Below are 26443 nucleotides of genomic sequence, written 5' to 3'. Positions count from 1 at the left end.
CCGCCTTGGAGGCTGGACCGGCTACTACGGCAAGCCCGGTCCCAAGGTCATGCGCATCGGCCTCACCGAATTCTGGGCCATAAAGTACGGCGCCAACCTCGGACTACGAAATGTGTGAATCCGATAGCACTTTCGTGGGGGCGAGGAACCAAGCCTTGCAGCGGCGGTGCAAGGTCTGCTTTCTGTCCTCACAGCTCCCGGATCGCTGCCAACCCCAGCCCTCTCACCCATGCTCGTCAGCGCACAGCGCTTGGTCGGACAGCGCGCGGATGACGTAGCAGTCGCCGACCGTCTGGCCATTGCAGCACGTGGCGATGCGTTCGAGCTCGGCCTCGAGTCGCTTCAACTGGGCAATCTTTTCCCGCACCGAGATCAATTGTTCCTCGGCGATCCGGTCGGCGTGGCCGCAGGGCTGCTCGGGGTGGCTGCTCAAGTCGATCAGCGAGCGGATGTCGTCGACGGCGAAGCCGAGGTCGCGGGCGTGGCGGATGAAGGCCAACCGCTCCAGCTCCTGCCTGGAATAGCGGCGCTGGTTGCCTTCCGAACGCTCGGGCGCGGCGACAAGGCCCATCTGCTCATAATAGCGGATTGTCGGCACCTTGACCCCGGTGCGACGCGAGAGATCACCGATCGAAAACATGAAATTTTCCCCTTGAAGCTCTAGTGACTAGAGCAATTATAGTGCCTGACATCAGCATTCAAGACGCATGCGGCGACGCCGCGCGGGCAAGACAGGCAGGTAATGTGATGACGACGCCGCTCAAGCAGGAAACGATCGGGCAGACACGGTTCAAGATCGGCGGCATGGACTGCGCCTCCTGCGCGGCCAAGATCGATACGGCGGTGCGTCGTCTCGACGGCGTCGCCGATGTCTCGGTTTCGGTGACCGGCGCCAGCATGACGGTCAGCCACAGCGGTTGGCTCAACGACGACAAGGTGCTGCGGCAGGTGGCGCGGCTGGGCTACGGCATCGTCAAGGCGGAAGGCGGGGCCGATGGGCGTGCTTCAGTGGCCAAGGATCATGATCATGCTGATCATGATCACAGCGATGCGGCGCCGGGGCAGGCGTGGTGGCGCTCCCGCCGTGCTGTGCTGACGCTGGCTTGCGCTGCAGCGCTTCTTGCCGCCTACGGCATCGGCCATCTTCTTCCTGCGGCCGAGCGCTGGGTCTTCCTTGCCGCCCTGCTGGTCGGCCTGGTGCCGATCGCACGGCGAGCGCTGATGGCGGCATTGGCCGGCACACCGTTCTCGATCGAGATGCTGATGACCATCGCTGCGATAGGCGCCGTGATGATCGGCGCCACGGAAGAAGCCGCCGCCGTGGTGGTGCTGTTCCTGATCGGTGAACTTCTGGAAGGTGTCGCAGCCGGCCGGGCGCGGGCGAGCATCCAGGGACTTGCCGATCTGGTGCCGAAGACGGCCTTGGTCGAACGCGCGAGCGGCACATCGGAAGTTCCTGCCGAACGGCTCGGCGTCGGCGACATCATCCTGGTGCGGCCGGGCGATCGTATCCCCGCCGATGGCGAGATCGTCGAGGGGGTTAGTGATATCGACGAGGCGCCGGTGACCGGCGAAAGCACGCCGAAGCACAAGGGTGTCGCGGACGTCGTCTTTGCCGGCACGATCAGCACCGACGGCGTGCTCAAGGTGCGGGTGACGGCTGCCGCGTCTGACAACACCATCGCCCGGGTCGTGCGGCTTGTGGAGGAGGCGCAGGAAGCCAAGGCGCCGACTGAACGCTTCATCGACCGCTTCTCAAGATACTACACCCCGGCGGTGCTGGCGGTCGGCGCGCTGGTTGCGCTGTTGCCGCCGCTGCTCATTGGCGGCGACTGGAACGAATGGATCTACAAGGGCCTGGCGATCCTGCTGATCGGTTGCCCCTGCGCGCTCGTCATCTCGACGCCGGCAGCAATCGCCGCTGGCCTTGCGACCGGCGCGCGGCGTGGCCTGTTGATGAAAGGTGGTGCGGTGCTGGAAGGGTTTCGCCGGATCACGGCGGTGGCCTTCGACAAGACCGGCACGCTGACCGTGGGCAGGCCCGTAGTCACCGACATCATGGCCTATGGCCGCGATGAACGCACCGTGCTGGCGCTGGCGGCAGCGCTCGAGCAGGGTTCCGGCCATCCGCTGGCCATGGCGGTCCTCGACAGGGCCAAGGCTGATGGTGCGCCGGTGCCGCCGGCTCTGGCGGCGAAGGCGATCTCGGGCAAAGGTGTCGAGGGCAGCGTCGGTGGCGTCGCCGTCTTCCTCGGCTCCGGTCCGGCGGCGGGCGAACGCGCCGACATGACGCAAGTGCAGCGCCTTGCCGTCGATAGCCTCAACGGGCAGGGCAAGACCGTCTCGGTGCTGGTCGCCGACGGCGTGGTGGCAGGGCTGATCGCCATGCGCGACGAGCCGTGACCGGATGCGGCGGCCGGGATCGCGGCGCTCAAGGCCGAAGGCATCCGAGCGGTGATGCTGACCGGCGACAACCGCCGCACGGCCGAAGCCATTGCCGCTTCGCTCGGCATCGAGGCGCGGGCGGAGTTGTTGCCCCAGGACAAGCGGCGCATCATCGGCGAATTGCAACACGAAGGGCTCAAGGTCGCCAAGGTCGGTGACGGCATCAACGACGCGCCGGCGCTCGCCGCCGCCGACATCGGAATCGCCATGGGCGGCGGCACCGATGTGGCGCTGGAGACGGCGGATGCGGCGATCCTGCATGGCCGCGTCATGGACGTCGTGCGGATGGTAAGATTGTCGCGGGCGGTGATGGCCAATATCGGCCAGAACATCACCGTAGCGCTCGGGCTGAAGGCGGTGTTCCTGGTCACCACCATTTTGGGTGTCACTGGCCTATGGCCAGCGATCCTGGCCGACACCGGCGCCACCGTGCTGGTCACCGCCAACGCCATGCGCCTGCTGCGTTGGCGCGGGTGAAGTGTTTTTGGTTGATCCCGATCTTTTCGGAAAACCGGCGTCCACTTTTCCGGATCGTGATCTACTCGGCTGGGGCCGTCAGCGGCGGCGTGGCGTTGCTGCGCCCTTCCCAGACATAGGATGCCAGCGCCACCGCCAGGGCGACCAGCATGGCGATGGCGCCGAGCAAAGGCAGGCTGCGATAGCCATAGCCGCTGTTCAGCATCGCGGCGCCCAACGAAGCGGCCAGCGCGATGCCGACATTGAAGCCGGACGGAATGAGCGACGAGGCGAGATTCGAGGCGTCCGCCGTCCAGGCCAGGATGCGGGTCTGGATCGGTGTGCCGATGGCGAAGTTGAGGCCGCCCCAGACGACGATCGCCACAACCATCGGCAGGGGATAGGGGCTGACGGCGTAGATGACGGCCAGCGTCACCGCCTGCAGGGCCAGCATGGTGATCAATGACGGCATCAGCTTCCAGTCGGAGAGCTTGCCGCCGAGGAAGACTCCCAGGGTGGCACCGACGCCGTTGAGCAGCAGCACCCACGGCACTAGGTTCTCGTCGAGCCCGGTGACCTCCAGCAGTGTCGGGGTGATGTAGGTGAACAGGCCGAACTGGCCGATCATCAGCATCAGCATCAGGATCAGCGAGGTCCAGACCTGCTGGCGGGCCAGCACGCGGACCTCGCGGGCGAAACCGGCAGGCCTGACCGACGATCCGGTGGTGCGCGGCAACAGGGCTGCCATGGCAAGCGTTGCCGCCACGCCGAGCGCGCACATCACCCAGAAGGTGGCACGCCAGCCCCAGATGTTGCCGATCGCGGTGCCGGCCGGCACGCCGATGACGTTGGAGACGGTGAGGCCGGACAGGATGACGGCGACAGCCATGCCGCGCTGGTCCTCGCGCACGAGACCGACGGCGACGACCATGGCGACGCCGAAATAGGCGCCATGCGCGACCGCCACGGCAATGCGCAACAGTAGCATCGAGGTGAAGTCGGGCGCCAGCGCGCAAGCCGCCTGGCCGATGGTGAAGGCGATGGCGAGGCCGAGCAGCAGGCTCTTGCGTGACAGCGACTTGGTGGCGAGCGCCAGCAGCGGGCCGCCGATGGCGATGCCGCAGGCGTAGCCGGAGACGAGGTAGCCGGCCGAGGGGACCGAAACGCCAAGACCTTGCGCCACCTGCGGCAGCACGCCGGCAATGACGAATTCGGTGGTGCCGAAGGCAAAAGCGGCAATGAACAGGGCTATGAGCGGAAGCGACATGGCAAGGCCTTAGCTGGAACGGCCTCAAACCACGGATGGGCTTTGCGGGCAATGAAGAAATTTTTGTCGCGAGTTTAGGTTTTCTTCAGTGAGCGAGGCGGTGAAGTGCCAATCTCCCCCACGAGGGGGGAGCTCGGCTGCTTCTCAGCTCGCCTTCAACCGCGACCCAGTGAGCAGACCGCGCTCTTCGAGTACCGGATAGGCCATCGACGCCAGCAGCGAATTGATCTGCTTCAGGTCGCGGATGGTGTCGAGATGGATCGAGCTGGTCTCGACGCTCTTGGCGGTGCCGTCGCGCAGCCGCACGAAATGGCTGGCGCTGGTTTCCTTCTCGCGGTCACGCAGCTGGTCCTTTTCCAGCACCAACTGGCGGGCAGTCTCGGGATCGCGCGACACCAGCACATTGAAGGCAAGCCGCGCATTGGCCAGCACCGAGCCATGGAAGGCGCACAGCTCGCTCCAGCCCTCGTCGGTGAATTCCAGCCCGCGCTCGAACTTCTTCTTCACATGCACCAGCATGTTGCGCACGATGATGTCGCCGACCTGCTCCAACTTGACGCAGGCGCCGATCAGCTCCTGGCAGCGCAGCGCCTCGTCTTCGGTCAGCGGATTCCTGGTCAACTTGGCGAGGTAGAGCTTGATCGCCGCGTGCCTGCGGTCGACGCGGTCGTCGAGTGCGGCCAGCGCCTTGATCTTGTCGGCATCGGCACTTTCATAAAGTTCGATTATGCGCTTGAGCATGATCTCGATCGTCTCGCAGACCCGCACCACCTCGCGGGTGGCGTTGGCCAGCGCCTGGCTCGGCACGTCCAGCGCGCTCTCGTTGAGCGCCGACAGCTCGACGACGTCGAGCGTGGAGGCCGGCGCCGGCTTGGTGCCCAGTGCGACGATCTTCTCCGAGGCGCGGTAGACGAAGCCGGCCAGCGGCAGGCCGGCGAGCAGGATCAGCACATTGAACAGGATGTGGGCATTGACGATCTGATCCGCGGCCGTCGAGCCAATAAAGGCGAAGTGTGGCCTGAAGATCATGACCAGGATGAGCATGATCAGCGAGCCAAGACCGCGCATCAAGAGGTTGCCGATCGGCACGACGCGCACTTCGGGGCTCGACGAGCGAGTCAGCATCGGCGCGATGATCGAGGAGCCGAGATTGACGCCGAGGATAAGAACGACGCCGAGTTCAGGCGTGATCAGGCCGCGGCCTGCCAGCGTCGCCATCAACAGCACCGCCGCGATGCTCGACTGGAACAGCCAGGTGATCAGCGCCGCCAGCAGATAGGCGGTGATGGAATCGGTCGAGAAGTAGTTGATGATGACCGGCATGAGCTGGCTGTTGCGCAGCGGCTCGGATGCCTGGCCGATCATCTCCAGCGACAGGATCAAAAGGCCGATGCCGACCAGGATGCGGCCGGACTGGCGCCAGTCGCGCCGCTCTGTGGCCATGAACATCACCGTGCCGGTGATCAGGCACAGCGGCACCAACAAGGTGAGATCGAAGGTCAGCAGCTTGACCACCAGCGCCGAGCCGATCTCGGCGCCGCGCACTGCCAATTGGCCCGCGGCGCCCGAGACGATGCCAGAGCCGGCGAAGGAGCCGACCAGCAGCGTGACGGCTGTGGAACTCTGCAGGGCGATGGCAAGGCCGGTGCCGGCCAGCACCGCCATGATCGGATTGCGCATGGTGGCGCGCAGGCGATGGCGCAGCACGTCGCCATAGGCGCGTTCGACGCCGGTCTTCACCATGCGGGTGGCAAACAGCATCAGCGCCACGGCGCCGGCCAGATGCAGAAGGACGACGGACCCGCTCATTTCGCCCCCCGCATGCAAACAGGATGCGCGTCCTGTTTGGCGTGGCGATCAGAAGGGAAAACGAGGGTACGAATCATGTTCATGGCGGTGACTTATAATAACTCGAATATTTTAGCCGGATAATAAAATCTTGTCGATTTCAAGGGCCGTTGCAGCGCGACGGGCGGTGTCGGAAAATGGACGGACGCGCAAATGGTTGCATTGCGGGGCGGGCTCGAAGCAACGGATAGGCAGAGTTAGCAGCGCGACCGGCGCCTGCCTTTGCGAATTATGTTCAGCTCTATTGGGTAAATAAAGGAAATCATTACACAATTGTAATGCAGGCGTTCAGCTCCGGTTCATCGGTGGCCCGCTATTCCTCTGGCATCGACAACCAAGGAGACTTCTCTTGAAACGCATTGTCCTTTCCGCACTCGCTTTCTCGATGCTGGCGGCTACGTCGCTCACCGGCCAAGCCGCACCGCTGAATGCACCGAACGCTCCGCAGTCGAATTACAGCCAGGTCGACTGGCAAAAGCCCACCAACAGGGATGTCAAGAAGCGCTTCGTCCAGAAGCGCGTCATCCATAAGAAGGTCATCGTGAAGCGCAACAACTGGCGCAACGGCCATAAATATTCAGGCTGGAGACAGCACCAGCCAATCCGCGACTACGGCCGCTACGGCCTGCATCGTCCCGGTCGCGGCCAGGAATGGATCCGCGTCGGCAACGACTATGTGTTGGTCGGTGTGCTCTCCGGCGTCATTTTCGGCGCGCTTGCCGCGCATTAAGCGGTCCCCAGGCGGATATTGGAAAGAGGCGGCCCGCAACGGCCGCCTCTTTTGCCTGTGGAAACCGGGTATGGCCCGCATTAAGGGTCGTCGGATTTCGCGGGTATGATTATATAATCGGGAAACGAGTTCCCCGATGCGCTTTCCACCCGCCTTCCTCGACGAGATACGCGACCGCGTGCCGATTTCATCGGTTATCGGCCAGCGCGTCGCGTGGGACCGGAAGAAAACCAACGCGCCGCGGGGCGACTATTGGGCCTGTTGTCCGTTCCACGGCGAGAAGAGCCCATCCTTCCACTGCGAGGATAAAAAGGGCCGCTACCATTGTTTCGGCTGTTCGGTTTCGGGCGATCATTTCAAGTTCCTCACCGAACTCGACGGGATGAGCTTTCCCGAGGCGGTTGAGAAGATCGCCGACATGGCCGGTGTGCCGATGCCGGTTCGCGATGCGCAGGAGGAGCGGCGCGAAAAGGAACGCGCCAGCCTGACCGACGTCATGGAGATGGCGACCGCCTTCTTCCAGGAACGGCTGCAGGGGCCGGAAGGCGCCAAGGCGCGTGCCTATCTGCGCGACCGCGGACTGACGCCGGCGACGCAGCAATCGTTCCGGCTCGGTTTTGCGCCCGACAGCCGCAATGCGCTGAAGGAGCATCTCGCCGCCAAGGGCGTGCCCAAGGCCGACATCGAGGCTTGTGGACTGGTGCGCCACGGCGACGACATCCCGGTTTCCTATGACTGGTTCCGTGACCGCATCATGTTCCCGATTCCGGATTCCCGGGGCAAGATCATCGCGTTCGGCGGCCGTGCGCTGCAGCCGGATGCGCTGGCCAAATACATGAACTCGCCTGACACCGAGCTCTTCCACAAGGGCAATGTGCTCTATAATTTCGCCCGCGCCCGCAAGGCCTTGGCCAAGGGCGGCACGGTCATCGCCGTCGAAGGCTATATGGACGTCATCGCACTGGCGCAGGCCGGCTTCGAGAACGTCGTGGCGCCGCTCGGCACCGCGCTTACCGAGAACCAGCTCGAACTGCTCTGGCGCATGGCGCCGGAGCCGATGCTGTGCTTCGACGGCGACAAGGCCGGGCTGAAGGCAGCGTGGCGGGCCGCCGACATGGCGCTGCCATCTGTGCAGGCCGGCCGCTCGGCGCGCTTCGCGCTGCTGCCGGAAGGCAAGGATCCCGATGATCTGGTCAAGGCCGAAGGACCGGATGCGTTTCGTCGCGTTCTGGCCGAGGCGCGGCCGCTGGTCGACCTTTTATGGATGCGTGAGACGGCGGGCGGCGTCTTCGATACGCCGGAGCGGCGGGCCGAGCTCGAGAAGACGCTGCGCGAACTGACCAGCCGCATCCGCGACGAAAGCCTGCGCTACCACTACCAGCAGGAGATGCGCGAGCGTGTGCTGAGCTTCTTCGGCTCGCAGCGCGGCACCAGGCAAAGCGGCCGCCAGGATGGGCGCCCGGGCCAAGGCAAGACGGCCGCACCCGGCGGGCAGTTCGCCAAGAGCGGTAGCGGCCGCATTGCGATCACCGAAAGTCTCGGCCAGTCGGCTTTGGTCAAACGTGGCGGCGAGGGGATGTCGGTGCGCGAGGCGACGATCATCGTCGCATTGGTCAACCATCCGGCGCTGATCGACGAGAATTTCGCTCATATCGAGTTCCTCGATCTCGCCAACTCCGATCTGAGGCGGCTGCATGGAGCGATTCTCGACGCGATGGCGCACGACATGGCCGATGACCGGCAGGCGGTGATTGCGACGATCGAACGCGCCGGCTGCGCCGAGATCTGGGAGCGGGCCGTCGGGCTGATCCGGCGGATGCGGCAATGGCCGGCGCTGGAGACCGCCGCCCTTGAAGATGCCCGCGATGCTTTCAGCCAGGCGCTGCACTTGCAGCGCAGCGCGCGCACCTTACATAAGGAGCTGAAACAGGCGGAAGCGGCGCTCGCCACCGATCCCACAGACGAAAACTATCGGCATCTGATCGAAATTCAGGCGCAATTCCAGGATGTGCAGGCCACGGAAGCGCTGATCGAAGGGTTTGGCGTCTCCTCGGGCAGGGCTGGGCGAGCTTAGTTGGAAGCGAGTGAATTGGGAAAGCGTCGTTGCGCGTCCAAATGGCGCGTAACGGGCTAAGTTGGGTAATTGATTCGCTTTTTTCATGCGAATCATGCGAGAGGCGCTTGACCTTCTGGCAGATTGGCGGAATCAGGACGATTCGAAACGTTAACCCGAACCCGCGTCACGGGAAAACAAGCGATGTGAGGTACTGGTCACTGGACAGGCAGCCCGCCTGCCACAGATATCAGGGTTAATCTGGACTTAATGCATGTCGCCCAAAAGGGGAAACCCGATTTGGGCAACGACATACACCAAACGAAACGAGTTGATGCAGTTACTGGCCCGGTGAAGCGCGTTTCATAAGCGAGCGCATCCGATTTGACTGGTCCGACAGCTTACGCGGCTTTGAAGTTCGGCCGCTAGGAGAAGATAAAGACTATGGCGACAAAGGAAAAGGAAGAGGTCGAAACTGAACGCGAAGGCGCCACCGATGGCCCTCTGCTCGACCTTTCCGATGATGCTGTCAAGAAGATGATCAAGGCCGCCAAGAAGCGCGGCTATGTCACCATGGACGAGCTGAATTCGGTGCTGCCCTCGGAGGAAGTGACCTCCGAGCAGATCGAGGACACGATGGCGATGCTGTCCGACATGGGCATCAACGTGGTCGAGGACGACGAGCAGGGCGAGGAGCCCGAGGCCGCCGACACCGCGGCCGATGCCGAGGAAGACGCCAACGAGTTGGCTGAGCAGACCGGCACCGCGGTCGCCGCCACCACCACCAAGAAAGAACCGACCGATCGCACCGACGATCCGGTGCGCATGTATCTGCGCGAGATGGGCTCGGTGGAGCTTTTGTCGCGCGAGGGCGAAATTGCCATCGCCAAGCGCATCGAGGCCGGCCGCGAGACGATGATCGCGGGTCTGTGCGAAAGCCCGCTGACCTTCCAGGCCATCATCATCTGGCGCGACGAACTCAACGAATCCAAGATCCTGCTGCGCGAGATCATCGATCTCGAAGCCACCTATGCCGGCCCCGAGGCCAAGCAGGCGCCGGTGGTCGAGCGCGTCGAGGAAGCCAAGGTCGAGGACAAGCCGCGCCGTTCGCGCGACGAAGAAGACGACATCACCAATGTCGGCGCCGATACGCGTGGGCTGACGGATGACGACGACGAAGACGAGGACGAAGCGAGCCTGTCGCTGGCCGCGATGGAAGCCGAACTCCGCCCGCAGGTGATGGAGACGCTCGACGTTATCGCCGACACCTACAAAAAGCTGCGCAAGCTGCAGGACCAGCAGGTCGAGAACAGGCTCGCCGCCGCGGGCACGCTGTCGCCCAGCCAGGACCGCCGGCTGAAGGAGCTCAAGGACCAGCTGATCAAGGCGGTGAAGTCGCTGTCGCTCAACACGGCGCGCATCGAGGCGCTGGTCGAGCAGCTTTACGACATCAACAAGCGCCTGGTGCAGAACGAAGGCAAGCTGCTCAGGCTGGCCGAAAGCTACGGCGTGCGCCGCGAAGAGTTCCTGAAGGAATATCAGGGTTCCGAGCTCGACCCGAACTGGACGCGCTCGATCGGCAATCTGACATCGCGCGGCTGGAAGGAATTCACCAAGAACGAGAAGGATGCGATCAAGGACCTGCGCGCCGAGATCCAGAACCTCGCCACCGAAACGGCGATCTCGATCCTGGAATTCCGCAAGATCGTCAATCAGGTGCAGAAGGGCGAGCGCGAAGCGGCGATCGCCAAGAAGGAAATGGTCGAGGCCAACCTGCGCCTCGTCATCTCCATCGCCAAGAAGTACACCAATCGCGGCCTGCAGTTCCTCGACCTGATCCAGGAAGGCAATATCGGCCTGATGAAGGCGGTCGATAAGTTCGAATACCGCCGCGGCTACAAGTTCTCGACCTACGCGACATGGTGGATCCGACAGGCGATCACGCGTTCGATCGCCGATCAGGCGCGTACCATCCGCATTCCGGTGCACATGATCGAGACGATCAACAAGATCGTGCGCACCTCGCGCCAGATGCTGCACGAGATCGGCCGCGAGCCGACGCCGGAAGAACTGGCCGAAAAGCTTGCCATGCCGCTCGAAAAGGTGCGCAAGGTCTTGAAGATCGCCAAGGAGCCGATCTCGCTCGAAACGCCGGTCGGCGACGAGGAGGATTCGCATCTGGGCGATTTCATCGAGGACAAGATGGCGATCCTGCCGATCGACGCGGCGATCCAGGCCAATCTGCGCGAGACCACCACGCGCGTGCTGGCCTCGCTGACGCCGCGCGAGGAGCGCGTGCTCAGAATGCGCTTCGGTATCGGCATGAACACCGACCACACGCTGGAAGAAGTCGGCCAGCAGTTCTCGGTCACCCGCGAGCGTATCCGCCAGATCGAAGCCAAGGCGCTGCGCAAGCTCAAGCACCCGAGCAGGTCGCGCAAGCTGCGCAGCTTCCTGGATAGCTGAGACTTACCGATGCAAAGAGAATTCAAGGGCGCCGATGGCGCCCTTTTTGTTATGGGACGCACTCTTGCGGGCCAGGCTCTTCGGGAGGATAATTTCCGTGTCGGATGCATTTTCTGGGCGACAACCCGGATGCCCGCCCCGGCGAAGCCGCCGTGCTCCGTGGCCCCGGAGGGAGGTGTGCCATGACAAGTTACATCGTGCTGATGAACTGGACGGAGCAGGGTGCCAGGAACGTACGCGAGTCACCGAAGCGGCTCGACGCCGCCAGGAAGCAACTGGGAGACATGGGCGGATCGTTCAAGGCGTTCTACCTGACCATGGGCGAATACGATATGGTGGCTGTGGTCGAAGCGCCCGACGACGCGGTGCTGGCGCGCTTCTCGCTGATGCTGGCGGCAGCGGGCAATGTCAGGACGCGGACGCTGAAGGCCTTTCCCGAATTAGCCTACCGCGAGATCATCACCTCGCTCGGATAGGCACCGCAGTGCAAGGGCCGGAGCGGCTGGTCCGAGACAGCCTCGTTCGCGCGCAACCGCTCGAGCGACGTCTTGACGGCGCCTGATCGTTCGTGGTCCTTCAGGTTGCGCCACCAACCCAACCAATGCCGGGACAATGCTGACCGTCTGGTACAACACGCGCTGCCCGGTCTGCGATGCCGGCATCAGCAGGCAGAAGCGGCGACTGATCGAAGCGGTCAAGGCCGGGCGGATCGAGTTCCGAGACATCAATTTTGAACCGGCAGCGCTTGCCGGGCATGGCGCGTCGCTTGAGGACATCCGCCGCCGGCTGCACGCCACCGATGCGGCGGGCAGGCTGCTGGTCGGCGCCGATGTCGCGATTGCCGTTTGGCAGGCAACGCCGGGCGAGGGCTGGCTGGCGATGGTGTTCGGCAATCCGTTTGTCTTGCCGCTGACACGCTTTGCCTATGATCGTTTCGCCGACCTTCTCTATGCCTGGAACCGGCGCAAGGGTCGCTGGTAGCGGTTCGTCATTGATGACCGCAGGGCAAAAGGTCCGGAGGACATCTCCGGACCTTTTTCGTGCGAGTTATCGGCTGGCCGGCTCGCAGAGCGCGCCGACGATGCGGCGTACCACCGGCAGCACCAGCAGCAGCGTCGGAAACGCCACCAGCCAGGACAGGCCCCAGGCGGTCAGCCAGATGGACGGCAGCTCGGGGTGGAAGCCAAGGCTTTTCAACGTCGAGATGAACGAGACGATGAAGGTCATCAACAGCGACAGCACCAGCGGGCTAAGAACAGCGGCATAGCGCGCAGGCAGCTTCCTGCGCTGATGTCTTGCAGTCATTTTGAGAGTTTCCCTGAAGTATCCGGTCCGTCGCTTTTGGCATCCATTCGCCGGTGACCGGCAAAATTGCCCGGAAAGACCGGGGTTGGATGCGTTGCTTGACGTCAGACGCTTACGGAGCAGCCGAGGCGCTCGCGGGCCTTCTAGCGGTACGTTCCGGTGAAAGCAAGCCTCTGGCGCCGCATTCAGATACATCGTAAGATATATCTTGACTCCATCGATTGGCTTGCCTAATTAAGATATATCGTAAGATACAACTCAAGGAGCAATCAATGCACAAACATTTTGGGAACAATCATTTCGGCGAGCGCATGTTCATGCACATGGCCGGCAAATTCGGCGGCAAATTTGGTGGCAGAGGGGGCGGCGGTTTTGGCCCGTTCGGGCACGGCGGTCGCGGTGGCGGGCGGGGCGGCCCGGGCGACATGTTCCGCGCCGGGCGCATGCTGGCCGACGGCGACCTCAAGCTGATCACGCTGTCGCTGCTGGCCGAGGCCCCGCGCCACGGCTACGACATCATCAAGGCCTTGGAAGAGCGCACCAGTGGCATCTACAGCCCGAGCCCGGGCGTGGTCTACCCGACGCTGACCTTCCTGGAAGAGGCCGGCTATGCCGCCTCCGCCGCCGACGGCAACAAGAAGGTGTTTTCGATCACCGAAGCGGGCCAGGCGCATCTCGCCGACAACCGCGAGATGATCGACGGCGTGCTCGACAATCTCGAGCGCTTCGGCCGCAAAATGGCCAAGGCGCGCGACTGGTTCGGCTGGAACGACGAGAGCGAAGAGGGCGGGCGTCGTAGCGGCCGGGGTGGCCGCGGGGATCGTTCGGAAGCGCGCGACGAATTCCGCGCAGTCCGCCACCGGCTGCGCGCGGCTCTGGGTGACTTCGTCGACGCCCCGGCCGACAAGCAGGCCGAGGCGATCGCCATCCTCGAAGCCGCCGCCGAGGCTCTGGAAGCGCTGTCGCACAAGTAAGCTCGTCCAGCCGACCGGACGCAGCCCTTGCCCGCTGGGCCAAGGACCGATAGTGAAATTCATCCCGCGTCACTCTACATGGTGCGGGATGAATGCTGTTGGAGGAAGCCCGATGTCTTTTCTGAAGCGTCTTTTCGGCGGTGGCGCCAGCGGAGCCGAAACGGCTGGGCCAACGAGCGCAGCGCCGGCCAAGCAGGTCGAGCACAAGGGCTTCCTGATCAGCGCCATGCCCTACAAGGCGGATGGCCAATACCAGACCTGCGGCGTCGTCTCCAAAGAGATCGACGGTGTGGTGAAGGAACACAAATTCATCCGTGCCGACCGTTTCGCCGGGCTCGACGACGCCGTCGACATCTCGATCAAGAAGGGCATCCAACTGGTCGACGAGCAGGGCGACCGGATTTTTGGGTAGATCACCGCCAGCAGGTCACTGCCTAACCATGCGGGCCTTTGCGCCACGATGGACCTCTCGGTCCGGGTTGACGTACGACCGCCGGCGGATCAACTCGTCCTGGCGGGATCGATCGTCATCAGGCGGGTCCTGGCCTCGATCAGATGCCTTCTCGCGGCCCTTATCCGGCCGCACAATGCCAAGTTAAGAGCGACGCCGCCTTCCTCGTCCAGCAAGTCATTCGCGCGCTTCAGAGAGCGCTCAGCTCTCCTTATGCGCAGTCTGGCGTTAGCCGCTTCGATGCTGTGAATTTCAATCATTGTGCCGCGTCCTTTGCGGTTCCGGTCCCTTCATGGACTAAACCGCCGCTGATCCTATTGGTTCCGGCGCTGAGACTATGGCTGCGGTTTCGGCTATTTCGTTGTGGTGTTGAATTCACGGTTTGCCGCATAATCGATAACGAAGGTGCCCTCGGGAGCGCGAACGCCCTGCCTCACATTTGAGATGATCACCGTCGTGGTAAGTCCTTTCTCGTCGGTGAGGCTCCATCTGCGCAGATCGAGCGATTTTCTGTCGAACACCATGGAGATGTTCGAATTGCCGAAAGCCGATCTGTCGGCCAGCTTGACGGTAACTTGGGCGCCGTCGTCTCTGATGCTTTTGACGCGACTGCCGGAGAAGTCGACCTTGTTGTCGAGCAGCAGCTTAAGCGGCGTCTTCGAGAGAGCATAAAGCCGCGATGTCTTCAGTTTCCTGTTGTAAACCACCAGGGATTTGCCATCCGCGATCACGCTGACCCCAGATTGGCCTGCATAGTTGAACCGGATCTTGCCTGGGCGTTGGAGAAAAAACCTGCCGTGTTTTCTTTCCGCTTTCGGGCCCGACTGCACGAAATCCCCTGACATGGATTTCACCGATGAGAGGTGATCGGCAATCGTCTTCGCTTCAACCGGCGCGGCCGAAGCCCCGGCATTCACCGCGGCAACGCCGATAACGGCACACAAGAAACCCAGCAGCTTTTTGATCCGATAGGCCATTCGATTAACCCCAGCAGACGCGTGATCGAAGGAGATCACGCGCCTTGAGATCAGTAGCCGTTCGGGCACCGCGCGACGTAAACCCGGCCGTACCGATCGCGATATCTGCACTGGCCGGCTTCGCTGGCGTGGCCGATGACGGCCCCGGCTATCGCTCCAACCGCACCGCCAACAACCGCCCCTTCCACAGGGTCTCCGGCCACCGCGGCGCCTACGGCCGCGCCACCCAAGCCGCCGACGGCGGCGCCTTGTTCGGTACGGGAGCACGCCGAGAGCGGAATGAGCAGGCTCAAAATGAGCAGCGTCTTTTTCATTGGTTCTCTCCTGGGGCTACTATTAGCCAAAACTTAAATGCTCAAGAGAGCTTTTCGATCCATCGACCGTTGCCTGCCATTCAAGCCTGGCCGTGGCGGAGCCGCGTGCCCTCCGGCTCAAACGTCCGCAATCGCCAAAAGCCAAGCCAGGATATCGAGCAACAGAAACAGCAGCGCAATCTGCAGCGCCGTCCGCAGCCGCTGGATAATTCGCCAGTTGCCGGCCATGTCCGCCTTGATGCGAAGGGCAAGCGCGCGGCGCATGGCCGACATCGTGCTCGGCCTATCGCCGTCGACATATTGATGGAGCAGCTCTTCCGGATCGAAGCGGAATGTATATTGGTGGTAGGGCCAGAGCATGAAGACGATCAGCCCGCCGATGCCGAACAGCAGAGCCACCGCGGTCCAGTCCCAAGCTCCAAGACCATTGGCAAGGGCCGCGCCGCCGAGCAACGAGTTGGCGAATGCGGTAGCAAAGACAAGGCTGCCGGCGCGGGTGCTCATGTTCTCCACGAGGGTCTGCTGTTGCGTGAGACCTCTCACCGCTTCCTGATAAATGAATGCAAGACGCGGATCGTCGTCGGCAACAGCGCTTGCGGCAATTCTGTTGCTTTCGCTTTCACTCGGATGTTCGGCCATCAGGGTGTCCTCTCTGGCGTGGACTGGATGCGCGAGGTCAGTCGAGATCCCACGGTGCAAATGTTGTCCGTGGACTGCCCCGCGCAAGGGGGGGAACGGATGAAACAGGGGACAGGATCCGCGGCGAACCTTGCTGGCCAGGCTGGTTGCGTGCCTGGCCAGCAAGGTTTGGGAAATCGACCCGGACTAAGCCACTTGCAACTCCCTGCGCGGAAGTGGCGGGAACGCGATGGCGATGCCGACCGCCCCGAGCCCGATAAGAGCCGAGCCGATGAACAGCCAGGAATAGTTGGCGTAGGCGTCGAACACCATGCCGCCGGCAAGCGGTCCCAATGCCATGCCGAGGCTGGACAGCATGGTGGCGGCGCCGAACACGGTGCCGAGGATGCGCTGGCCGAAATATTCGCGCGCCAGCACCGCATAGAGCGGCATGACGCCGCCATAGGTGGCACCGAAGATAACGGCCAGCATGTAGAACTGCTCAAGCCGGCTGATCGAGAGATAGGCGGCAATGACGATCGCCTGGATCGCCAGGCCCGCGATCAGCACCGGCTTGACGCCCAGCCTGTCGGCCAGCACGCCGTAGAAGAGCCGGCCGCCGAGGCCTGCCAGGCCTTCGACGCTGTAGATCGAGACCGCTGCCATGGGGGCGACGCCACACAGCATGGCATAGCTGACCATATGGAAGATCGGCCCGGAATGCGCCGCGCAGCAGGCAAAGAAGGTCAGCCCCAGCACGATGAACTGCGGTGAGCGCAGCGCCTGGCCGACCGTCAGGCCGGCACCTTCGGCAACCGGCGCGGAGCCGGTATCGGCCACGACGGGCTTCGGCGGCTGGCGCACCAGCAGCACCGCCGGCAACAGCAGCACCCAGGCGGTAATGCCGATGTCGAACATGGCGGTGCGCCAGTCATAGGCGGAGATCAACCAGCGGGCGAAGGGCGAGATCGTCATCGGCGCCACGCCCATGCCGGCCGAGACCAACGAGACGGCAAGGCTGCGGTTGGTGTCGAACCAGCCTGTGGTCAGCGCAATCATCGGCGCGAAAAAGGCGCTTGCCGCGAGACCGACCAGCACGCCATAGGTGACCTGGAAGCTCAGCAGCGAACCGGCGCGGCTGGCCAGCACCAGCGCCAGCCCGAGCAGCACCGCGCCGATCATCACGACGATGCGGGCGCCAAAACGGTCCGATATCGCGCCCCAGGCGAAGCCACCAAGGCCCATCACCAGGAAGTTGAGCGTCATGGCGCTGGAAATGCCGGCGCGCGACCAGTTGGTGTCGATCGCCATCGGCTCGAGGAAGATCGCCAGAGAAAACATCGTCCCGATGGCGACACAGGACATCAGCGCGCCAGCGGCGACGATGACCCAACGATAGGAAAGGCTCATTCAAATCTCCCATGCCTAAGGGCAGCGCTGCGCGCTGCTTGCACCCGAAGGACGCCGGCACCGGGTTCGATCCTACAATCCGGTTGCGTTTTTTATCCAGTTTGACGTGACGCCGTTTTCAGTAGCTCAGATCGGCAGTTCCGAGGTGTATTTGATCGTCTGGCTGGGGACGTCGGTCTTGACGTTCTGCACGCCCTTGATGCGGCTCAGATGCTCCGACTGGAAGCGGCGGTAATCGTCGATGCCGGCCGCCACCACGCGCACCATGGCGTCGCAATCGCCGAGCATCAAATAGCACTCCATCACCTGCGGCAGCTTGGCGACTTCGGTGGCGAAATGCTCGATCGTGTCCTCATCCTGCGTTTTCAGCCAGATGCGGGTGAAGAAGGTGAGGCCCTTGCCGATGCTGCCGGGGTTCAGCACTGCGACGTAGCGGTCGATGACACCGGCCTCCTCCAGCAGCTTCACGCGACGCAGGCAAGGCGATGGCGACAGCCCGACCTCATTGGCCAGATCGTTGTTGGCCATGCGCCCGTTGCGCTGCAGCGCTCGTAGGATGCGTTTGTCGATCTCATCCAGGTTCATTGGCTTAGATTCCACTATTTCTCAAAATCGTGATTGGTGATGCCAAATTTTGACATATGAAGCGCATCTTCGCAACCAAATTGCGGGCGGGCTTGGGTATGTTTGCTGTCGGTATCACGAGAGTTCAAACGCAGGGAAGCGGCGGCCGCGAGGCCAGCTGATGGATAGCCATGAGCATTTCACAGGCAGTCGAGACGGCGGGCGACGGTTCGAGATCCGAATTCCGGCGCGGCGTGGCGTCCTGCGCGCCGGTGCTGTTGGGCACCATCCCCTATGCGCTGGTGCTCGGCGCCCAGGCCACGCAGAAAGGCTTAAGCACAGTCGAATTGTCCATGATGACGGGGCTGAATTTCGCCGGCGGCTCGGAATTCGCGGCGATCCAGTTGTGGACGTCGCCGCCGCACATCGTGCTCATCGTCGCCATCACCTTCCTGGTCAACAGCCGTCATCTGCTGATGGGAGCGGCACTGGCGCCGTTCCTGCGCGATCTGCCGAGGCGCAAGGTCTTTCCGGCGCTGTCTCTTATGTGCGACGAAAGCTGGGCGCTTGGACTTGCCGATGCCAGGCAGCGTGCAGCGGCAGGCATCACGCCGGCCTTCAGCCCGCGCTACTATATGGGCGCGGCGCTGGCGATGTATCTCACCTGGGTGGTCTTCACCACGTTGGGCGCCTTGCTCGGTCCGATGCTCGGCGACGTCGGGGCCTATGGTTTCGACATGGCGTTCCCCGCTGTCTTCCTGGTGCTGATGCGGGGCATGTGGACGGGTATGGCGGCGGCGCGGCCCTGGCTGGTGAGCCTGGTCGTTGCAGCACTGGTCTATCTCTTCGTTCCCGGCGCCTGGTATGTCGCCGCCGGCGCGGTATCGGGGCTGGTCGCGGCCTGGCTGATGGCGGGTGATGCATGATCGACGCAACGACCTTTTTCACCATCGTGCTGATGGCCGGCGTCACTTATCTGACGCGCATCGGCGGCTATATCGTGCTGCGCAACCACATGCTCGGCGCCCGTGCCACGGCTGTGATGGAAGCTGCGCCCGGTTGCGTGCTGATCTCTGTCATCGCACCGGCCTTCGTGTCGAAATCCCCGGCGGATATTCTGGCGCTGGCTGTTACTCTGGTAGCCGCCACGCGGCTTTCCATGCTGCCGACTGTGCTGATCGGAATCAGCGCCGCTGGTCTGCTAAGGCACCTCATTGGCTAGAAACGAAAAAGGCAGGCGCGCACGCCTGCCTTTCGATGCGGACAAATTTCGGCTCTTTACGCGGCAGCCGCGACACCCTGGCTGGCGGCCACCACGGCATCGACCTTGGCGGTCGCCTTGGCGAGCGCTGCGGTCACCGCGTCAGGACCCATGCCGACGCCTTCGATGCGGATGACATCGACATCGGTCATGCCGAGGAAGCCGAGCACGCCGCGCAGGTAGGGAATGGCGTGATCGAACTGCACGGCCGCACCTTCGGAGTAGATGCCGCCCGAAGCCAGCACGATATAGACCTTCTTGCCGGTGACGAGACCCTTGGGGCCGTTCTCGCCATAGGCAAAGCTCTTGCCGGAACGAGAGATGTGATCGACCCAGGACTTCAGTGTCGAGGAGATGTTGAAGTTGATGAAGCCTGTGGCCAGGATCACTGTGTCGGCGGCAAATAGCTCGTCGAGCACCACATCGGAGACGCCGACGACTTCAGCCTGGCGGGGCGTGCGGGCTTCGGCCGGCGTGTAGATGCCGCTGGCATAGTCGGCGTCGATATGCGGCAGCGGGTTGGCGACGAGATCGCGCACGACAAGCGCGTTCGACGGGTCTGCGGCAAGCAGCTTCTCGGCGAATTCAGTGGCGATGCGGGTCGAGTGCGAGGCAGCGCCGCGTGGGCTCGAGGTGACAAGAAGAATGGACATTTTGGGCTCTCCAGCGGTTGGAATGATTTATCCCACCAGATATGGGGCTTTCGATCCATTCAATAAACTGGTATATTTTCTATACGATCCATCTATAAGTTAGATATAGCAATGCAGCCCAACCCGACGCTCGATCAACTTCAGATCTTTGTGACAGTCGCCGAAGCCGGCAGCTTCTCGGCCGCCGGCCGCAAGCTCAACCGGGCCCAGTCCGTGATCAGCTACGGCATCGCCAATCTCGAGGCGCAGCTGGGGCTGAAACTGTTCGAGCGCGAGGGCACGCGCGAGCCGCAATTGACCGAGATCGGCCGGGCGATGCTGGAGGATGCGCGGCGCATGATCGGCGTGCTGCAGCGCATCCGCTCGCGCGTCGACGGCCACCATCAGGGGCTCGAGGCCGAAGTCGCGCTGTCGGTCGATGCGGCGCTGCCGTCGCCGGTGCTGGTGCGGGTGCTGAAGGCATTCGAGGTGCAGTTTCCGACCGTGATGCTGCGCCTGCATATCGGCACGCTCGGCCTGATCCCCGATCATGTCGTCAGCGGGCAGGCCGACCTTGGCATTGGCGGCCTGCTGGGCGATGTCGATGTGCATCTCGCGCGCATCGGCTTCATGTCGATCGTGCTGGCCGCCGCGCCCAGCCATCCGCTGGCCCTGCTGCCGAAGCCGGTGGCGATCGAGGATGCGCGCGAACACACGCAGCTTGTCGTCACCGACCAGTCGGAGCGTACCAAGGGGCGCGACTTCGGCGTCTTCGCCTACCGTACCTGGCGGCTGACGGATGTGCGCACCAAGCATATGCTGATGCGCGAGGGGCTGGGCTGGGGCGGGCTGCCGCGCTGGCTGATAGCAGACGACCTGGCGAGTGGCCGGCTGGTCGAAATCGACCTCGAATCCTTCAGGGAGGTGAGTTCGCCGCTGTTTGCCATGCACCGCAACGATCGCAGCCCGAAGCCAGCGGCCGCCTGGCTGATCGACCAGTTCAAGCGCCAGCTCGGCTGCTTCAACGAGTTCGAACCGGGCGAGGTGCCTGAGGAAGAGACAGGCCATCGATCAGTGCCATGAGCACCGCGCGGTAGTCCTGAACTGACGCACCGGCCTCGATGGCCAGGGCGGCACGATCGAAGGCGGAGCCGAGCAGTGCGGTCAGCGCGTCGGCCGGCAATCTCGTCATCGTCTGCGCCCGCATCGCCGCGACCAGCCCTTCGCGCAGTGAGCGGTTGCCGTGGCGGTTGTCGATCGCGTCCATGGCGGCGCGGCCAAGCACGGCCGGGCCGTCGAGCAGCAACAGCCGCGTGCGGCCGGGTGCGCGCATGGCGGCGAGATAGGCGTCGGAACCGGCAATCAGTGCGTCGCGGGCATTGAGCGATGGCGGCGAGGCGCGCTCGATCTCCTCGGCGACAGCTGCCGCCTCCTGCTCGACCACGGCGGCAAACAGCGCCTGCTTGTCGGCGAAGTGATGGTAAAGCGCGCCGCGCGTGACGCCGGCGGCGGCGACGATCTCCGGCGTGCCGGTCTCGGCATAGGATTTTTCCGTAAACAGCTTTCGCGCCGCGGCAATAAGGTCGGCGCGCGTCGCTTCGGTGCGGTCACGGTTGGAACGACGCGCGGAATCGCGTTGCATACATGCAGCCTGTATGTTAATTCAATCTACATGCAGACTGTATGTTAATTGACGGGAGAAGGAAAGATGAAGACGACGAGCTATTACCCGGTGCTGATGACCGGCGACGTCGCCGGCACGACGGCGTTCTATGTCGAGCATTTCGGCTTCCAGCCGCTGTTTGAAAGCGACTGGTATGTGCATCTGCAATCGGTGGACAACAAACGCGTCAATCTCGGTATCGTCCAAGGCGACCATGAAACGATCCCGGAAGAGGGGCGGGGTCGCACCTCGGGCCTGCTGATCAATTTCGAGGTTCGCGACCCGGAAGCGGTCTTTGAGCGGGTCGTTGCCGCTGGCCTGCCGATCCTGCGCAGCCTGCGCGACGAACCCTTCGGCCAGCGCCATTTCATCACCCGGGATCCAAATGGCGTGCTGATCGACGTCATCAAGCCAATCCGGCCGAGCGAGGCGTTTCTGGCGCAGTACGCGGAAGGGGTGGGGGGAGCCTGAGCGCCCGCCTCAACTGGCCCTTGGCACCGGCGTCACCGTCACCTGGCTGACGCCGGTGCGGCGCACGACGGTGCACAGTGTTTCGCGGCCGATGCGCTCGGCGTCGAGCACGCGCACCAGGTCGTCGACGCCGGTGACCGGGCGGCCGTCTATTGCGGCGATGATGTCGCCCTCCTTCAAGCCGGCCTTGGCCGCCGGGCCATCCTTCTCAACACTGCGCAGCCGCACCGCGGTATTGGTCGACACTTGCGACAGGAGCGCTGCGCGTCGCGGCAGATTGACGGTGTCGGCCGAGACGCCGATGAAGGCGCGGCGCACGCGGCCGAAGCGGATGATCTCCGAAATGACGAAATTGGCGGTGTTGGAGGCAACCGCGAAGGCGATGCCTTGCGCGCCATGGATCATGGCGGTGTTGACGCCGATGACCTCGCCGGCCGACGACACCAGCGGTCCGCCGGAATTGCCGGGATTGAGTGCTGCGTCGGTCTGGATAACGTCGTCGATCAGCCGGCCGGTGGAGGCGCGCATCGAGCGGCCGAGCGCGGAGACGACGCCGGAGGTGACGGTCCATTCGAAACCGAGCGGGTTGCCGATTGCAATGGCGATCTGGCCGCGCCGCAGCCGCTTGGAATCGCCCAGCGGCGCCACATCGGCAAAGCTGCCGTCGGCGCGCACCAGCGCGATGTCGGTGTCGGGATCGCGGCCGAGCACGCGGCCTTCGCGGGAGGCACCGTCCGGCATCGACACGCGCACCGTCCTGGCGTCGCCGACGACGTGGAAATTGGTGACGACCAGCCCGTCCGGTGCAATGACGAAGCCGGAGCCATGGCCGCCCTGACCGCCAACGCGCTCAATGCGGCAGACGGCCGGACCGATGCGGTCGACGGCGTCGGCAACCGTCGTCGAATAGGCGTCGAGCAGCGTATCATCGGTTTGGAATTTGGCGACGGCGAGGGCCATGGGAGGGCTCCGTGTGTTCAGGCTTGATCGTGACTATATGTGCGGAGCGGCTGGAACCGCAGCGACCTGACCAGATGGCCAGTCAAACCGGCAACTAGCCGTCAGGCGAGTACCCGCGGACGCGCTGTCGAGCGATATCTGGGGCATGGATGAACCCAGGAGACCATTATGAGCGATTTCAATCTGAGCGCGTTTTCGCAAGCCGTCGCCGATCTCGCCGCCAAGGCCGCGCCGGCAACGGCTGGCTTCGCCACGCATCATCACCGCACGGCAAGCGCCTTCCACTGGCGTGACGGCTATTTCGTCACCGCCGAGGAGGCCGTCGAGGCCGGCGAGGAGATCGAACTGGTGTTGGCCTCGGGGGAAACGGTGAAGGCCGAGCTGGTTGGCCGCGACCCTTCTACCGGTGTTGCCCTGCTGAAGCCGGCGGAGGCCGTCAGCGCCGCGCCGTTGGCCAAGGCCGATGCGGTGCGGCCGGGCAACATCGCCATTGCCATCGGCAGCAGTGACGGTTCCGCTTTGGCTGTTTCAGGCTCGGTGGGCGAAGTCGGCCCGGCCTGGCGCTCGATGCGCGGCGGCACCATCGACCGGCGCATCAATCTTGCCGTCGGCGCCGGCGGCCGTTTCGAGGGCGGCCCGGTTCTCGACGCCAAGGGTGCGCTGATCGGCATGCTGTTGTTCGGACCGCGCCACCGGGCGCTGGTCATGCCTTACGAGACGATCGAGCGGGCGGTCGCGACCTTGCGCGAAAAGGGCCATGTCGCGCGCGGCTATCTCGGCGCCGGCCTGCATCCGGTACGCGACCGCGACGCGCACGGCGCGATGGTGATGAGTCTCGATGACGATGGTCCCGCGAAGTCCGCCGGTCTCTCTCTTGGCGATATCATCGTGGCGTGGAACGGTGAGGCGGTGCACGGCCCGCGGGACCTGATCCGCAGGCTCGGACCCGACAGTGCCGGCGCTTCGGTGACGCTCGGTGTCGTGCGCGGCGGCGAACAGCGCGATGTCGCGCTGACCATCGGCGAAAAGCCGCTGAGCTGAGGGCATCCATGGACACGCTCACCAGCGACCGGATCATGCATGACGGTGCCGTCTCGCGGCGGCTGGTGGTGCTGATTGCGCTTGGCGATGCGTCACGCGCCGAGCGCCTGGCGGCCTCGCTGGCCGCCAGCGATGACCTGCTGCCGGTCGTGGCTGGCGGTGGAAGAGCCGACGTCGCCATCGTTGACGACAGCATTGGTGATGGCGTGCCGGCCCTCATTCCACGGGTGCTGCTGACCGGACGCGCTGGCGGCGAGTGGCCCGCCGGTGAGGTGCTGGCCGTGATGTCCGCTGGCGCGGACGATTTGTTGATCGCCGCGGCGGCGCGGCTGGCCGCGGCCGGCTATCGCGTCTCGGGCGAGCGCGGAAGCGGACGTCATGAGGATTTCCGTGCCGGCGATGGCGAGCCGTTCGAGGAGGAAGCCTCCGACGAGCATGCCGCCCGGCCTTCGCTGTCGCCGCGTGAGGCGGAAGTGTTGGCGCTGCTGGCCGAGGGCGCTCCAAACAAGGTGATCGCGCGGCGGCTCAACATTTCGGTGCACACCGCGAAGTTTCATGTCGCTGCAATCCTGATCAAGCTCGGTGCCGCCAACCGCACCGATGCGATTGCCATTGCGATGCGCCAGGGGCTGGTGCTGGTCTGATATTGCTCAGACTGCCGCTTCGATGTCGGTCAGCCGGAAGTCATCGCCTTTGAACAGCAGCGGCATGGCCTCAAGCCGCGCCGTGGCGTAGGCGATGCAGTCACCGAAGTTCAGCGCCGCCGGGTGCCGACCCTTGCCGTAGCGCAGGAAGGCTTGACGGGCGACAGCTGCATGGTCGGCGGTGAAGGCGACGGTCTCGATCGAGGCAGTGCGCAGGAAGTCGTCGAGGCGATTAAGGATTTCATCCTGCTTGCCGCCGGCGAGCACCATCGTCGTTCCAAGAAAGGTCGGAGCCGCCAGAAGCCGCCTTTTGGCCTGTGCGATTGCCAGCACGAAACGCTCGTGACCAGGCTCGGCACGCAGGATGGCGACCAGGGCCGAGGAATCAATGATCATTTCGTCGGGATTCCGAACTCGTCATAACCGAGGATTTCGTCGTCGGTCATCGCATTTTCGCGTTCGGGGATTTTCCCGGCGCTGTCGGAGATCGCCATCAACCGCTGAAACAGATCGCTGGTTTCGTCGCGTGGCACCAACCGCTCGCGTGCAATCTCGCGCTCGAGACTCTGGCGGATGGCTTCCGTCACCGACACGCGCCGGCGGTGGGCGAGTTCGCGCGCCAGTTGCTCAACTTCCATATTCTTGATCGACAATGCCATTCTATATTCTACCTGTTTGTGTAGAATATATACCGGGCATTCGGCAATTCCAACAGGTTTAGAACGCAGAGCCGCACCAGCCCTCCGCAGCGTCACCATGCTCCCCGCTGCAAGCTCTTGTATCCCGTCGCGCCAAAGGCAAGGATCGCGCACCGAGACAATGCTGGCGGAGGAAAAATGTCGCTCAAGGGAAAGACGCTGTTCATCTCCGGCGGGTCGCGCGGCATTGGGCTGGCGATCGCGCTGCGCGCGGCGCGTGACGGCGCCAATGTGACGATCGCGGCCAAGACCGCCGAACCGCATCCGAAGCTGCCGGGGACGATCTATAGCGCTGCCGAAGAGATCGAACAGGCCGGCGGCAATGCGCTGCCTGTGCTGTGCGACATCCGTGAGGAGGCACAGGTGGCCGAGGCGGTCGCCAGGACCGTGGAGAAATTCGGCGGTATCGACATCTGCGTCAACAATGCCAGCGCCATCCAACTCACCGGCACGCTCGAGACCGACATGAAGCGCTACGATCTGATGCATCAGATCAACACGCGCGGTACCTTCCTGGTCTCGAAAATGTGCATTCCTCACCTGAAGTTGGCGCAAAATGCTCACATCCTGAATCTGGCGCCGCCGCTCGACATGAAGGCCAAGTGGTTCAAGAATCACGTCGCCTACACGATGGCCAAGTTCGGCATGTCGATGTGCACGCTGGGCATGAGCGCCGAGTTCGCCAAGGACGGTATCTCGGTCAATTCGCTGTGGCCGATCTCGACCATAGACACGGCGGCGGTACGCAATCTGCTGGGCGGCGCGACGGTTGCGGCGATGAGCCGTTCGCCGGACATCATGGCCGATGCGGCGCATGCCATCTTCATGCGGCCAGCGCGCGAGACAACAGGCAATTTCTACATCGACGAGGAGGTGCTGCGCGCCGAAGGCATCAGCGATTTTTCGGTGTATGCGCCTGATGCGACCGGGCCGCTGGCCGGCGACTTTTTTGTCCCCGACGAGGTGTTCGCCCGCACGGACAGCAAGATCAGGAATATTTACTAGAGCGGGATGGATTTAGGTTGGGCATAGCCTGCCTCTGTGAAGTAATTTCGGCATTCGGTTGACGTGACGGTGCCGAGGATTTGGCCGATGGCGTCACAGACGGTTTCGACTGTTCGCTTGGCAGCCTTGCGCAGCCAGTGCTTGAGCTTGGCGAAGAGCTTCTCGATAGGATTGAGGTCGGGCGAGTATT

General features: G+C 63.5%; 29 protein-coding genes and 2 pseudogenes. 15 read left to right on the top strand and 16 right to left on the bottom strand.

What is annotated here, in order from left to right:
• Positions 1 to 223: 223 nt before the first annotated feature.
• Positions 224 to 640, bottom strand: coding sequence for a helix-turn-helix domain-containing protein (locus EOA13_RS32680; protein WP_127297420.1), 417 nt, complete (start codon positions 638 to 640; stop codon positions 224 to 226).
• Between the two features lie 107 nt (positions 641 to 747).
• On the opposite strand from EOA13_RS32680, the pseudogene EOA13_RS32675 reads away from it, so the two are divergent.
• Positions 748 to 2922: pseudogene (locus EOA13_RS32675) on the top strand (heavy metal translocating P-type ATPase).
• 61 nt (positions 2923 to 2983) lie between these two features.
• Here the strand turns inward: EOA13_RS32675 and EOA13_RS32670 are convergent.
• Both EOA13_RS32670 and EOA13_RS32665 read right to left on the bottom strand, forming a co-directional pair.
• Positions 2984 to 4168, bottom strand: coding sequence for an MFS transporter (locus EOA13_RS32670; RefSeq protein ID WP_127297419.1), 1185 nt, complete (start codon positions 4166 to 4168; stop codon positions 2984 to 2986).
• Between the two features lie 144 nt (positions 4169 to 4312).
• Entirely contained in the window at positions 4313 to 5977 is a 1665-nt protein-coding gene (locus tag EOA13_RS32665; protein ID WP_127297418.1) for a Na/Pi cotransporter family protein, read from the bottom strand.
• A gap of 388 nt (positions 5978 to 6365) precedes the next feature.
• Here EOA13_RS32665 and EOA13_RS32660 point away from each other — a divergent pair, with 388 nt between their 5' ends.
• From EOA13_RS32660 to EOA13_RS32640, 5 genes are all read left to right on the top strand, one after another.
• Positions 6366 to 6746, top strand: coding sequence for an RcnB family protein (locus EOA13_RS32660; RefSeq protein WP_023809670.1), 381 nt, complete (start codon positions 6366 to 6368; stop codon positions 6744 to 6746).
• A gap of 136 nt (positions 6747 to 6882) precedes the next feature.
• The gene (dnaG, locus tag EOA13_RS32655) at positions 6883 to 8820 is read left to right on the top strand and encodes a DNA primase (protein WP_127297417.1); all 1938 of its coding nucleotides are present in this window, start codon (positions 6883 to 6885) and stop codon (positions 8818 to 8820) included.
• A 423-nt stretch (positions 8821 to 9243) separates the two neighbouring features.
• Positions 9244 to 11265: an RNA polymerase sigma factor RpoD gene (gene rpoD / locus EOA13_RS32650; RefSeq protein ID WP_127297416.1), complete on the top strand. Its 2022-nt coding sequence runs from the start codon at positions 9244 to 9246 to the stop codon at positions 11263 to 11265.
• 182 nt (positions 11266 to 11447) lie between these two features.
• Positions 11448 to 11741 carry a GYD domain-containing protein gene (locus tag EOA13_RS32645; protein WP_023809667.1) on the top strand — a complete coding sequence of 98 codons (294 nt, stop codon included), beginning with the start codon at positions 11448 to 11450 and terminating at the stop codon, positions 11739 to 11741.
• A 136-nt stretch (positions 11742 to 11877) separates the two neighbouring features.
• Entirely contained in the window at positions 11878 to 12246 is a 369-nt protein-coding gene (locus EOA13_RS32640; RefSeq protein WP_127297415.1) for a DCC1-like thiol-disulfide oxidoreductase family protein, read from the top strand.
• A 66-nt stretch (positions 12247 to 12312) separates the two neighbouring features.
• On the opposite strand, the gene EOA13_RS32635 is transcribed toward EOA13_RS32640, so the two are convergent.
• Positions 12313 to 12570: a DUF2798 domain-containing protein gene (locus EOA13_RS32635; protein WP_023809663.1), complete on the bottom strand. Its 258-nt coding sequence runs from the start codon at positions 12568 to 12570 to the stop codon at positions 12313 to 12315.
• A 272-nt stretch (positions 12571 to 12842) separates the two neighbouring features.
• Here EOA13_RS32635 and EOA13_RS32630 point away from each other — a divergent pair, with 272 nt between their 5' ends.
• Together EOA13_RS32630 and EOA13_RS32625 are read left to right on the top strand one after the other, a co-directional pair.
• Positions 12843 to 13544, top strand: a complete 702-nt coding sequence (locus EOA13_RS32630; protein ID WP_127297414.1) for a PadR family transcriptional regulator — start codon at positions 12843 to 12845, stop codon at positions 13542 to 13544.
• A gap of 112 nt (positions 13545 to 13656) precedes the next feature.
• A complete protein-coding gene (locus tag EOA13_RS32625; protein ID WP_127297413.1) occupies positions 13657 to 13956 on the top strand; it encodes an HlyU family transcriptional regulator in 300 nt (99 codons plus the stop codon).
• Between the two features lie 89 nt (positions 13957 to 14045).
• On the opposite strand, the gene EOA13_RS32620 is transcribed toward EOA13_RS32625, so the two are convergent.
• The 6 genes from EOA13_RS32620 to EOA13_RS32595 form a co-directional block, all read right to left on the bottom strand.
• Complete coding sequence (locus tag EOA13_RS32620; protein WP_127297412.1) at positions 14046 to 14255, bottom strand: hypothetical protein; 210 nt, start codon at positions 14253 to 14255, stop codon at positions 14046 to 14048.
• A gap of 93 nt (positions 14256 to 14348) precedes the next feature.
• Complete coding sequence (locus EOA13_RS32615; RefSeq protein WP_127297411.1) at positions 14349 to 14972, bottom strand: outer membrane lipoprotein carrier protein LolA; 624 nt, start codon at positions 14970 to 14972, stop codon at positions 14349 to 14351.
• A gap of 50 nt (positions 14973 to 15022) precedes the next feature.
• On the bottom strand, positions 15023 to 15286 hold the full coding sequence (locus EOA13_RS32610) for a YMGG-like glycine zipper-containing protein (RefSeq protein ID WP_127297410.1): 264 nt from the start codon (positions 15284 to 15286) through the stop codon (positions 15023 to 15025).
• 117 nt (positions 15287 to 15403) lie between these two features.
• Positions 15404 to 16090 (bottom strand): hypothetical protein, encoded by a 687-nt coding sequence (locus tag EOA13_RS32605; protein WP_245490546.1) that lies wholly within the window; start codon positions 16088 to 16090, stop codon positions 15404 to 15406.
• Positions 16091 to 16111: 21 nt separating this feature from the next.
• Entirely contained in the window at positions 16112 to 17314 is a 1203-nt protein-coding gene (locus tag EOA13_RS32600; RefSeq protein ID WP_127297409.1) for an MFS transporter, read from the bottom strand.
• A 126-nt stretch (positions 17315 to 17440) separates the two neighbouring features.
• Positions 17441 to 17899 (bottom strand): Lrp/AsnC family transcriptional regulator, encoded by a 459-nt coding sequence (locus EOA13_RS32595; RefSeq protein ID WP_127297408.1) that lies wholly within the window; start codon positions 17897 to 17899, stop codon positions 17441 to 17443.
• Positions 17900 to 18069: 170 nt separating this feature from the next.
• On the opposite strand from EOA13_RS32595, the gene EOA13_RS32590 reads away from it, so the two are divergent.
• Together EOA13_RS32590 and EOA13_RS32585 are read left to right on the top strand one after the other, a co-directional pair.
• On the top strand, positions 18070 to 18804 hold the full coding sequence (locus EOA13_RS32590; protein WP_127297407.1) for an AzlC family ABC transporter permease: 735 nt from the start codon (positions 18070 to 18072) through the stop codon (positions 18802 to 18804).
• Positions 18801 to 19100, top strand: coding sequence for an AzlD family protein (locus EOA13_RS32585; protein ID WP_127297406.1), 300 nt, complete (start codon positions 18801 to 18803; stop codon positions 19098 to 19100). Before EOA13_RS32590 ends, EOA13_RS32585 begins: the two co-directional genes overlap by 4 nt.
• A 56-nt stretch (positions 19101 to 19156) precedes the next feature.
• Here the strand turns inward: EOA13_RS32585 and EOA13_RS32580 are convergent, their stop codons facing one another.
• Entirely contained in the window at positions 19157 to 19792 is a 636-nt protein-coding gene (locus EOA13_RS32580; protein WP_127297405.1) for an FMN-dependent NADH-azoreductase, read from the bottom strand.
• Between the two features lie 111 nt (positions 19793 to 19903).
• Between EOA13_RS32580 and EOA13_RS32575 the strand changes: the two genes are divergently transcribed.
• Positions 19904 to 20854, top strand: coding sequence for a LysR family transcriptional regulator (locus EOA13_RS32575; RefSeq protein ID WP_127297404.1), 951 nt, complete (start codon positions 19904 to 19906; stop codon positions 20852 to 20854).
• Here EOA13_RS32575 and EOA13_RS32570 read toward each other — a convergent pair.
• The gene (locus EOA13_RS32570; protein ID WP_127297403.1) at positions 20793 to 21413 is read right to left on the bottom strand and encodes a TetR/AcrR family transcriptional regulator; all 621 of its coding nucleotides are present in this window, start codon (positions 21411 to 21413) and stop codon (positions 20793 to 20795) included. The genes EOA13_RS32575 and EOA13_RS32570 overlap by 62 nt on opposite strands.
• 66 nt (positions 21414 to 21479) lie before the next feature.
• Between EOA13_RS32570 and EOA13_RS32565 the strand changes: the two genes are divergently transcribed.
• Positions 21480 to 21905 (top strand): VOC family protein, encoded by a 426-nt coding sequence (locus EOA13_RS32565; protein ID WP_127297402.1) that lies wholly within the window; start codon positions 21480 to 21482, stop codon positions 21903 to 21905.
• A gap of 9 nt (positions 21906 to 21914) precedes the next feature.
• Here the strand turns inward: EOA13_RS32565 and EOA13_RS32560 are convergent, their stop codons facing one another.
• Positions 21915 to 22865 carry a trypsin-like peptidase domain-containing protein gene (locus EOA13_RS32560; protein WP_127297401.1) on the bottom strand — a complete coding sequence of 317 codons (951 nt, stop codon included), beginning with the start codon at positions 22863 to 22865 and terminating at the stop codon, positions 21915 to 21917.
• 168 nt (positions 22866 to 23033) lie between these two features.
• On the opposite strand from EOA13_RS32560, the gene EOA13_RS32555 reads away from it, so the two are divergent.
• Together EOA13_RS32555 and EOA13_RS32550 are read left to right on the top strand one after the other, a co-directional pair.
• Positions 23034 to 23906: a S1C family serine protease gene (locus tag EOA13_RS32555; RefSeq protein WP_127297400.1), complete on the top strand. Its 873-nt coding sequence runs from the start codon at positions 23034 to 23036 to the stop codon at positions 23904 to 23906.
• An 8-nt stretch (positions 23907 to 23914) separates the two neighbouring features.
• On the top strand, positions 23915 to 24550 hold the full coding sequence (locus EOA13_RS32550) for a helix-turn-helix transcriptional regulator (protein ID WP_127297399.1): 636 nt from the start codon (positions 23915 to 23917) through the stop codon (positions 24548 to 24550).
• Between the two features lie 6 nt (positions 24551 to 24556).
• Here the strand turns inward: EOA13_RS32550 and EOA13_RS32545 are convergent, their stop codons facing one another.
• A complete protein-coding gene (locus tag EOA13_RS32545) occupies positions 24557 to 24946 on the bottom strand; it encodes a type II toxin-antitoxin system VapC family toxin (protein ID WP_127297398.1) in 390 nt (129 codons plus the stop codon).
• The gene (locus EOA13_RS32540) at positions 24943 to 25209 is read right to left on the bottom strand and encodes a type II toxin-antitoxin system VapB family antitoxin (RefSeq protein ID WP_127297397.1); all 267 of its coding nucleotides are present in this window, start codon (positions 25207 to 25209) and stop codon (positions 24943 to 24945) included. Before EOA13_RS32540 ends, EOA13_RS32545 begins: the two co-directional genes overlap by 4 nt.
• Before the next feature lie 177 nt (positions 25210 to 25386).
• On the opposite strand from EOA13_RS32540, the gene EOA13_RS32535 reads away from it, so the two are divergent.
• Positions 25387 to 26253: an NAD(P)-dependent oxidoreductase gene (locus EOA13_RS32535; protein WP_127297396.1), complete on the top strand. Its 867-nt coding sequence runs from the start codon at positions 25387 to 25389 to the stop codon at positions 26251 to 26253.
• Here EOA13_RS32535 and EOA13_RS38115 read toward each other — a convergent pair.
• Positions 26250 to 26443: pseudogene (locus EOA13_RS38115) on the bottom strand (IS630 family transposase); the annotation flags it as partial. The gene EOA13_RS32535 and the pseudogene EOA13_RS38115 sit on opposite strands and share 4 nt — an antisense overlap.

It is taken from the genome of Mesorhizobium sp. M7A.F.Ca.US.011.01.1.1, assembly GCF_003998295.1.
In the GTDB taxonomy this organism is placed as follows: domain Bacteria; phylum Pseudomonadota; class Alphaproteobacteria; order Rhizobiales; family Rhizobiaceae; genus Mesorhizobium.
The sequence above is the reverse complement of the archived record's forward strand: the minus strand, read 5'-3'. Positions and strand labels throughout refer to the sequence as shown.

Coding starts and splice junctions, on each gene's coding strand:
- EOA13_RS32680 (WP_127297420.1), bottom strand. CDS start 640: ATGTTTTCGATCGGTGATCTCTCGCGTCGCACCGGGGTCAAGGTGCCG.
- EOA13_RS32670 (WP_127297419.1), bottom strand. CDS start 4,168: ATGTCGCTTCCGCTCATAGCCCTGTTCATTGCCGCTTTTGCCTTCGGC.
- EOA13_RS32665 (WP_127297418.1), bottom strand. CDS start 5,977: ATGAGCGGGTCCGTCGTCCTTCTGCATCTGGCCGGCGCCGTGGCGCTG.
- dnaG (WP_127297417.1), top strand. CDS start 6,883: ATGCGCTTTCCACCCGCCTTCCTCGACGAGATACGCGACCGCGTGCCG.
- rpoD (WP_127297416.1), top strand. CDS start 9,244: ATGGCGACAAAGGAAAAGGAAGAGGTCGAAACTGAACGCGAAGGCGCC.
- EOA13_RS32645 (WP_023809667.1), top strand. CDS start 11,448: ATGACAAGTTACATCGTGCTGATGAACTGGACGGAGCAGGGTGCCAGG.
- EOA13_RS32640 (WP_127297415.1), top strand. CDS start 11,878: ATGCTGACCGTCTGGTACAACACGCGCTGCCCGGTCTGCGATGCCGGC.
- EOA13_RS32635 (WP_023809663.1), bottom strand. CDS start 12,570: ATGACTGCAAGACATCAGCGCAGGAAGCTGCCTGCGCGCTATGCCGCT.
- EOA13_RS32630 (WP_127297414.1), top strand. CDS start 12,843: ATGCACAAACATTTTGGGAACAATCATTTCGGCGAGCGCATGTTCATG.
- EOA13_RS32625 (WP_127297413.1), top strand. CDS start 13,657: ATGTCTTTTCTGAAGCGTCTTTTCGGCGGTGGCGCCAGCGGAGCCGAA.
- EOA13_RS32620 (WP_127297412.1), bottom strand. CDS start 14,255: ATGATTGAAATTCACAGCATCGAAGCGGCTAACGCCAGACTGCGCATA.
- EOA13_RS32615 (WP_127297411.1), bottom strand. CDS start 14,972: ATGGCCTATCGGATCAAAAAGCTGCTGGGTTTCTTGTGTGCCGTTATC.
- EOA13_RS32610 (WP_127297410.1), bottom strand. CDS start 15,286: ATGAAAAAGACGCTGCTCATTTTGAGCCTGCTCATTCCGCTCTCGGCG.
- EOA13_RS32600 (WP_127297409.1), bottom strand. CDS start 17,314: ATGAGCCTTTCCTATCGTTGGGTCATCGTCGCCGCTGGCGCGCTGATG.
- EOA13_RS32595 (WP_127297408.1), bottom strand. CDS start 17,899: ATGAACCTGGATGAGATCGACAAACGCATCCTACGAGCGCTGCAGCGC.
- EOA13_RS32590 (WP_127297407.1), top strand. CDS start 18,070: ATGAGCATTTCACAGGCAGTCGAGACGGCGGGCGACGGTTCGAGATCC.
- EOA13_RS32585 (WP_127297406.1), top strand. CDS start 18,801: ATGATCGACGCAACGACCTTTTTCACCATCGTGCTGATGGCCGGCGTC.
- EOA13_RS32580 (WP_127297405.1), bottom strand. CDS start 19,792: ATGTCCATTCTTCTTGTCACCTCGAGCCCACGCGGCGCTGCCTCGCAC.
- EOA13_RS32575 (WP_127297404.1), top strand. CDS start 19,904: ATGCAGCCCAACCCGACGCTCGATCAACTTCAGATCTTTGTGACAGTC.
- EOA13_RS32570 (WP_127297403.1), bottom strand. CDS start 21,413: ATGCAACGCGATTCCGCGCGTCGTTCCAACCGTGACCGCACCGAAGCG.
- EOA13_RS32565 (WP_127297402.1), top strand. CDS start 21,480: ATGAAGACGACGAGCTATTACCCGGTGCTGATGACCGGCGACGTCGCC.
- EOA13_RS32560 (WP_127297401.1), bottom strand. CDS start 22,865: ATGGCCCTCGCCGTCGCCAAATTCCAAACCGATGATACGCTGCTCGAC.
- EOA13_RS32555 (WP_127297400.1), top strand. CDS start 23,034: ATGAGCGATTTCAATCTGAGCGCGTTTTCGCAAGCCGTCGCCGATCTC.
- EOA13_RS32550 (WP_127297399.1), top strand. CDS start 23,915: ATGGACACGCTCACCAGCGACCGGATCATGCATGACGGTGCCGTCTCG.
- EOA13_RS32545 (WP_127297398.1), bottom strand. CDS start 24,946: ATGATCATTGATTCCTCGGCCCTGGTCGCCATCCTGCGTGCCGAGCCT.
- EOA13_RS32540 (WP_127297397.1), bottom strand. CDS start 25,209: ATGGCATTGTCGATCAAGAATATGGAAGTTGAGCAACTGGCGCGCGAA.
- EOA13_RS32535 (WP_127297396.1), top strand. CDS start 25,387: ATGTCGCTCAAGGGAAAGACGCTGTTCATCTCCGGCGGGTCGCGCGGC.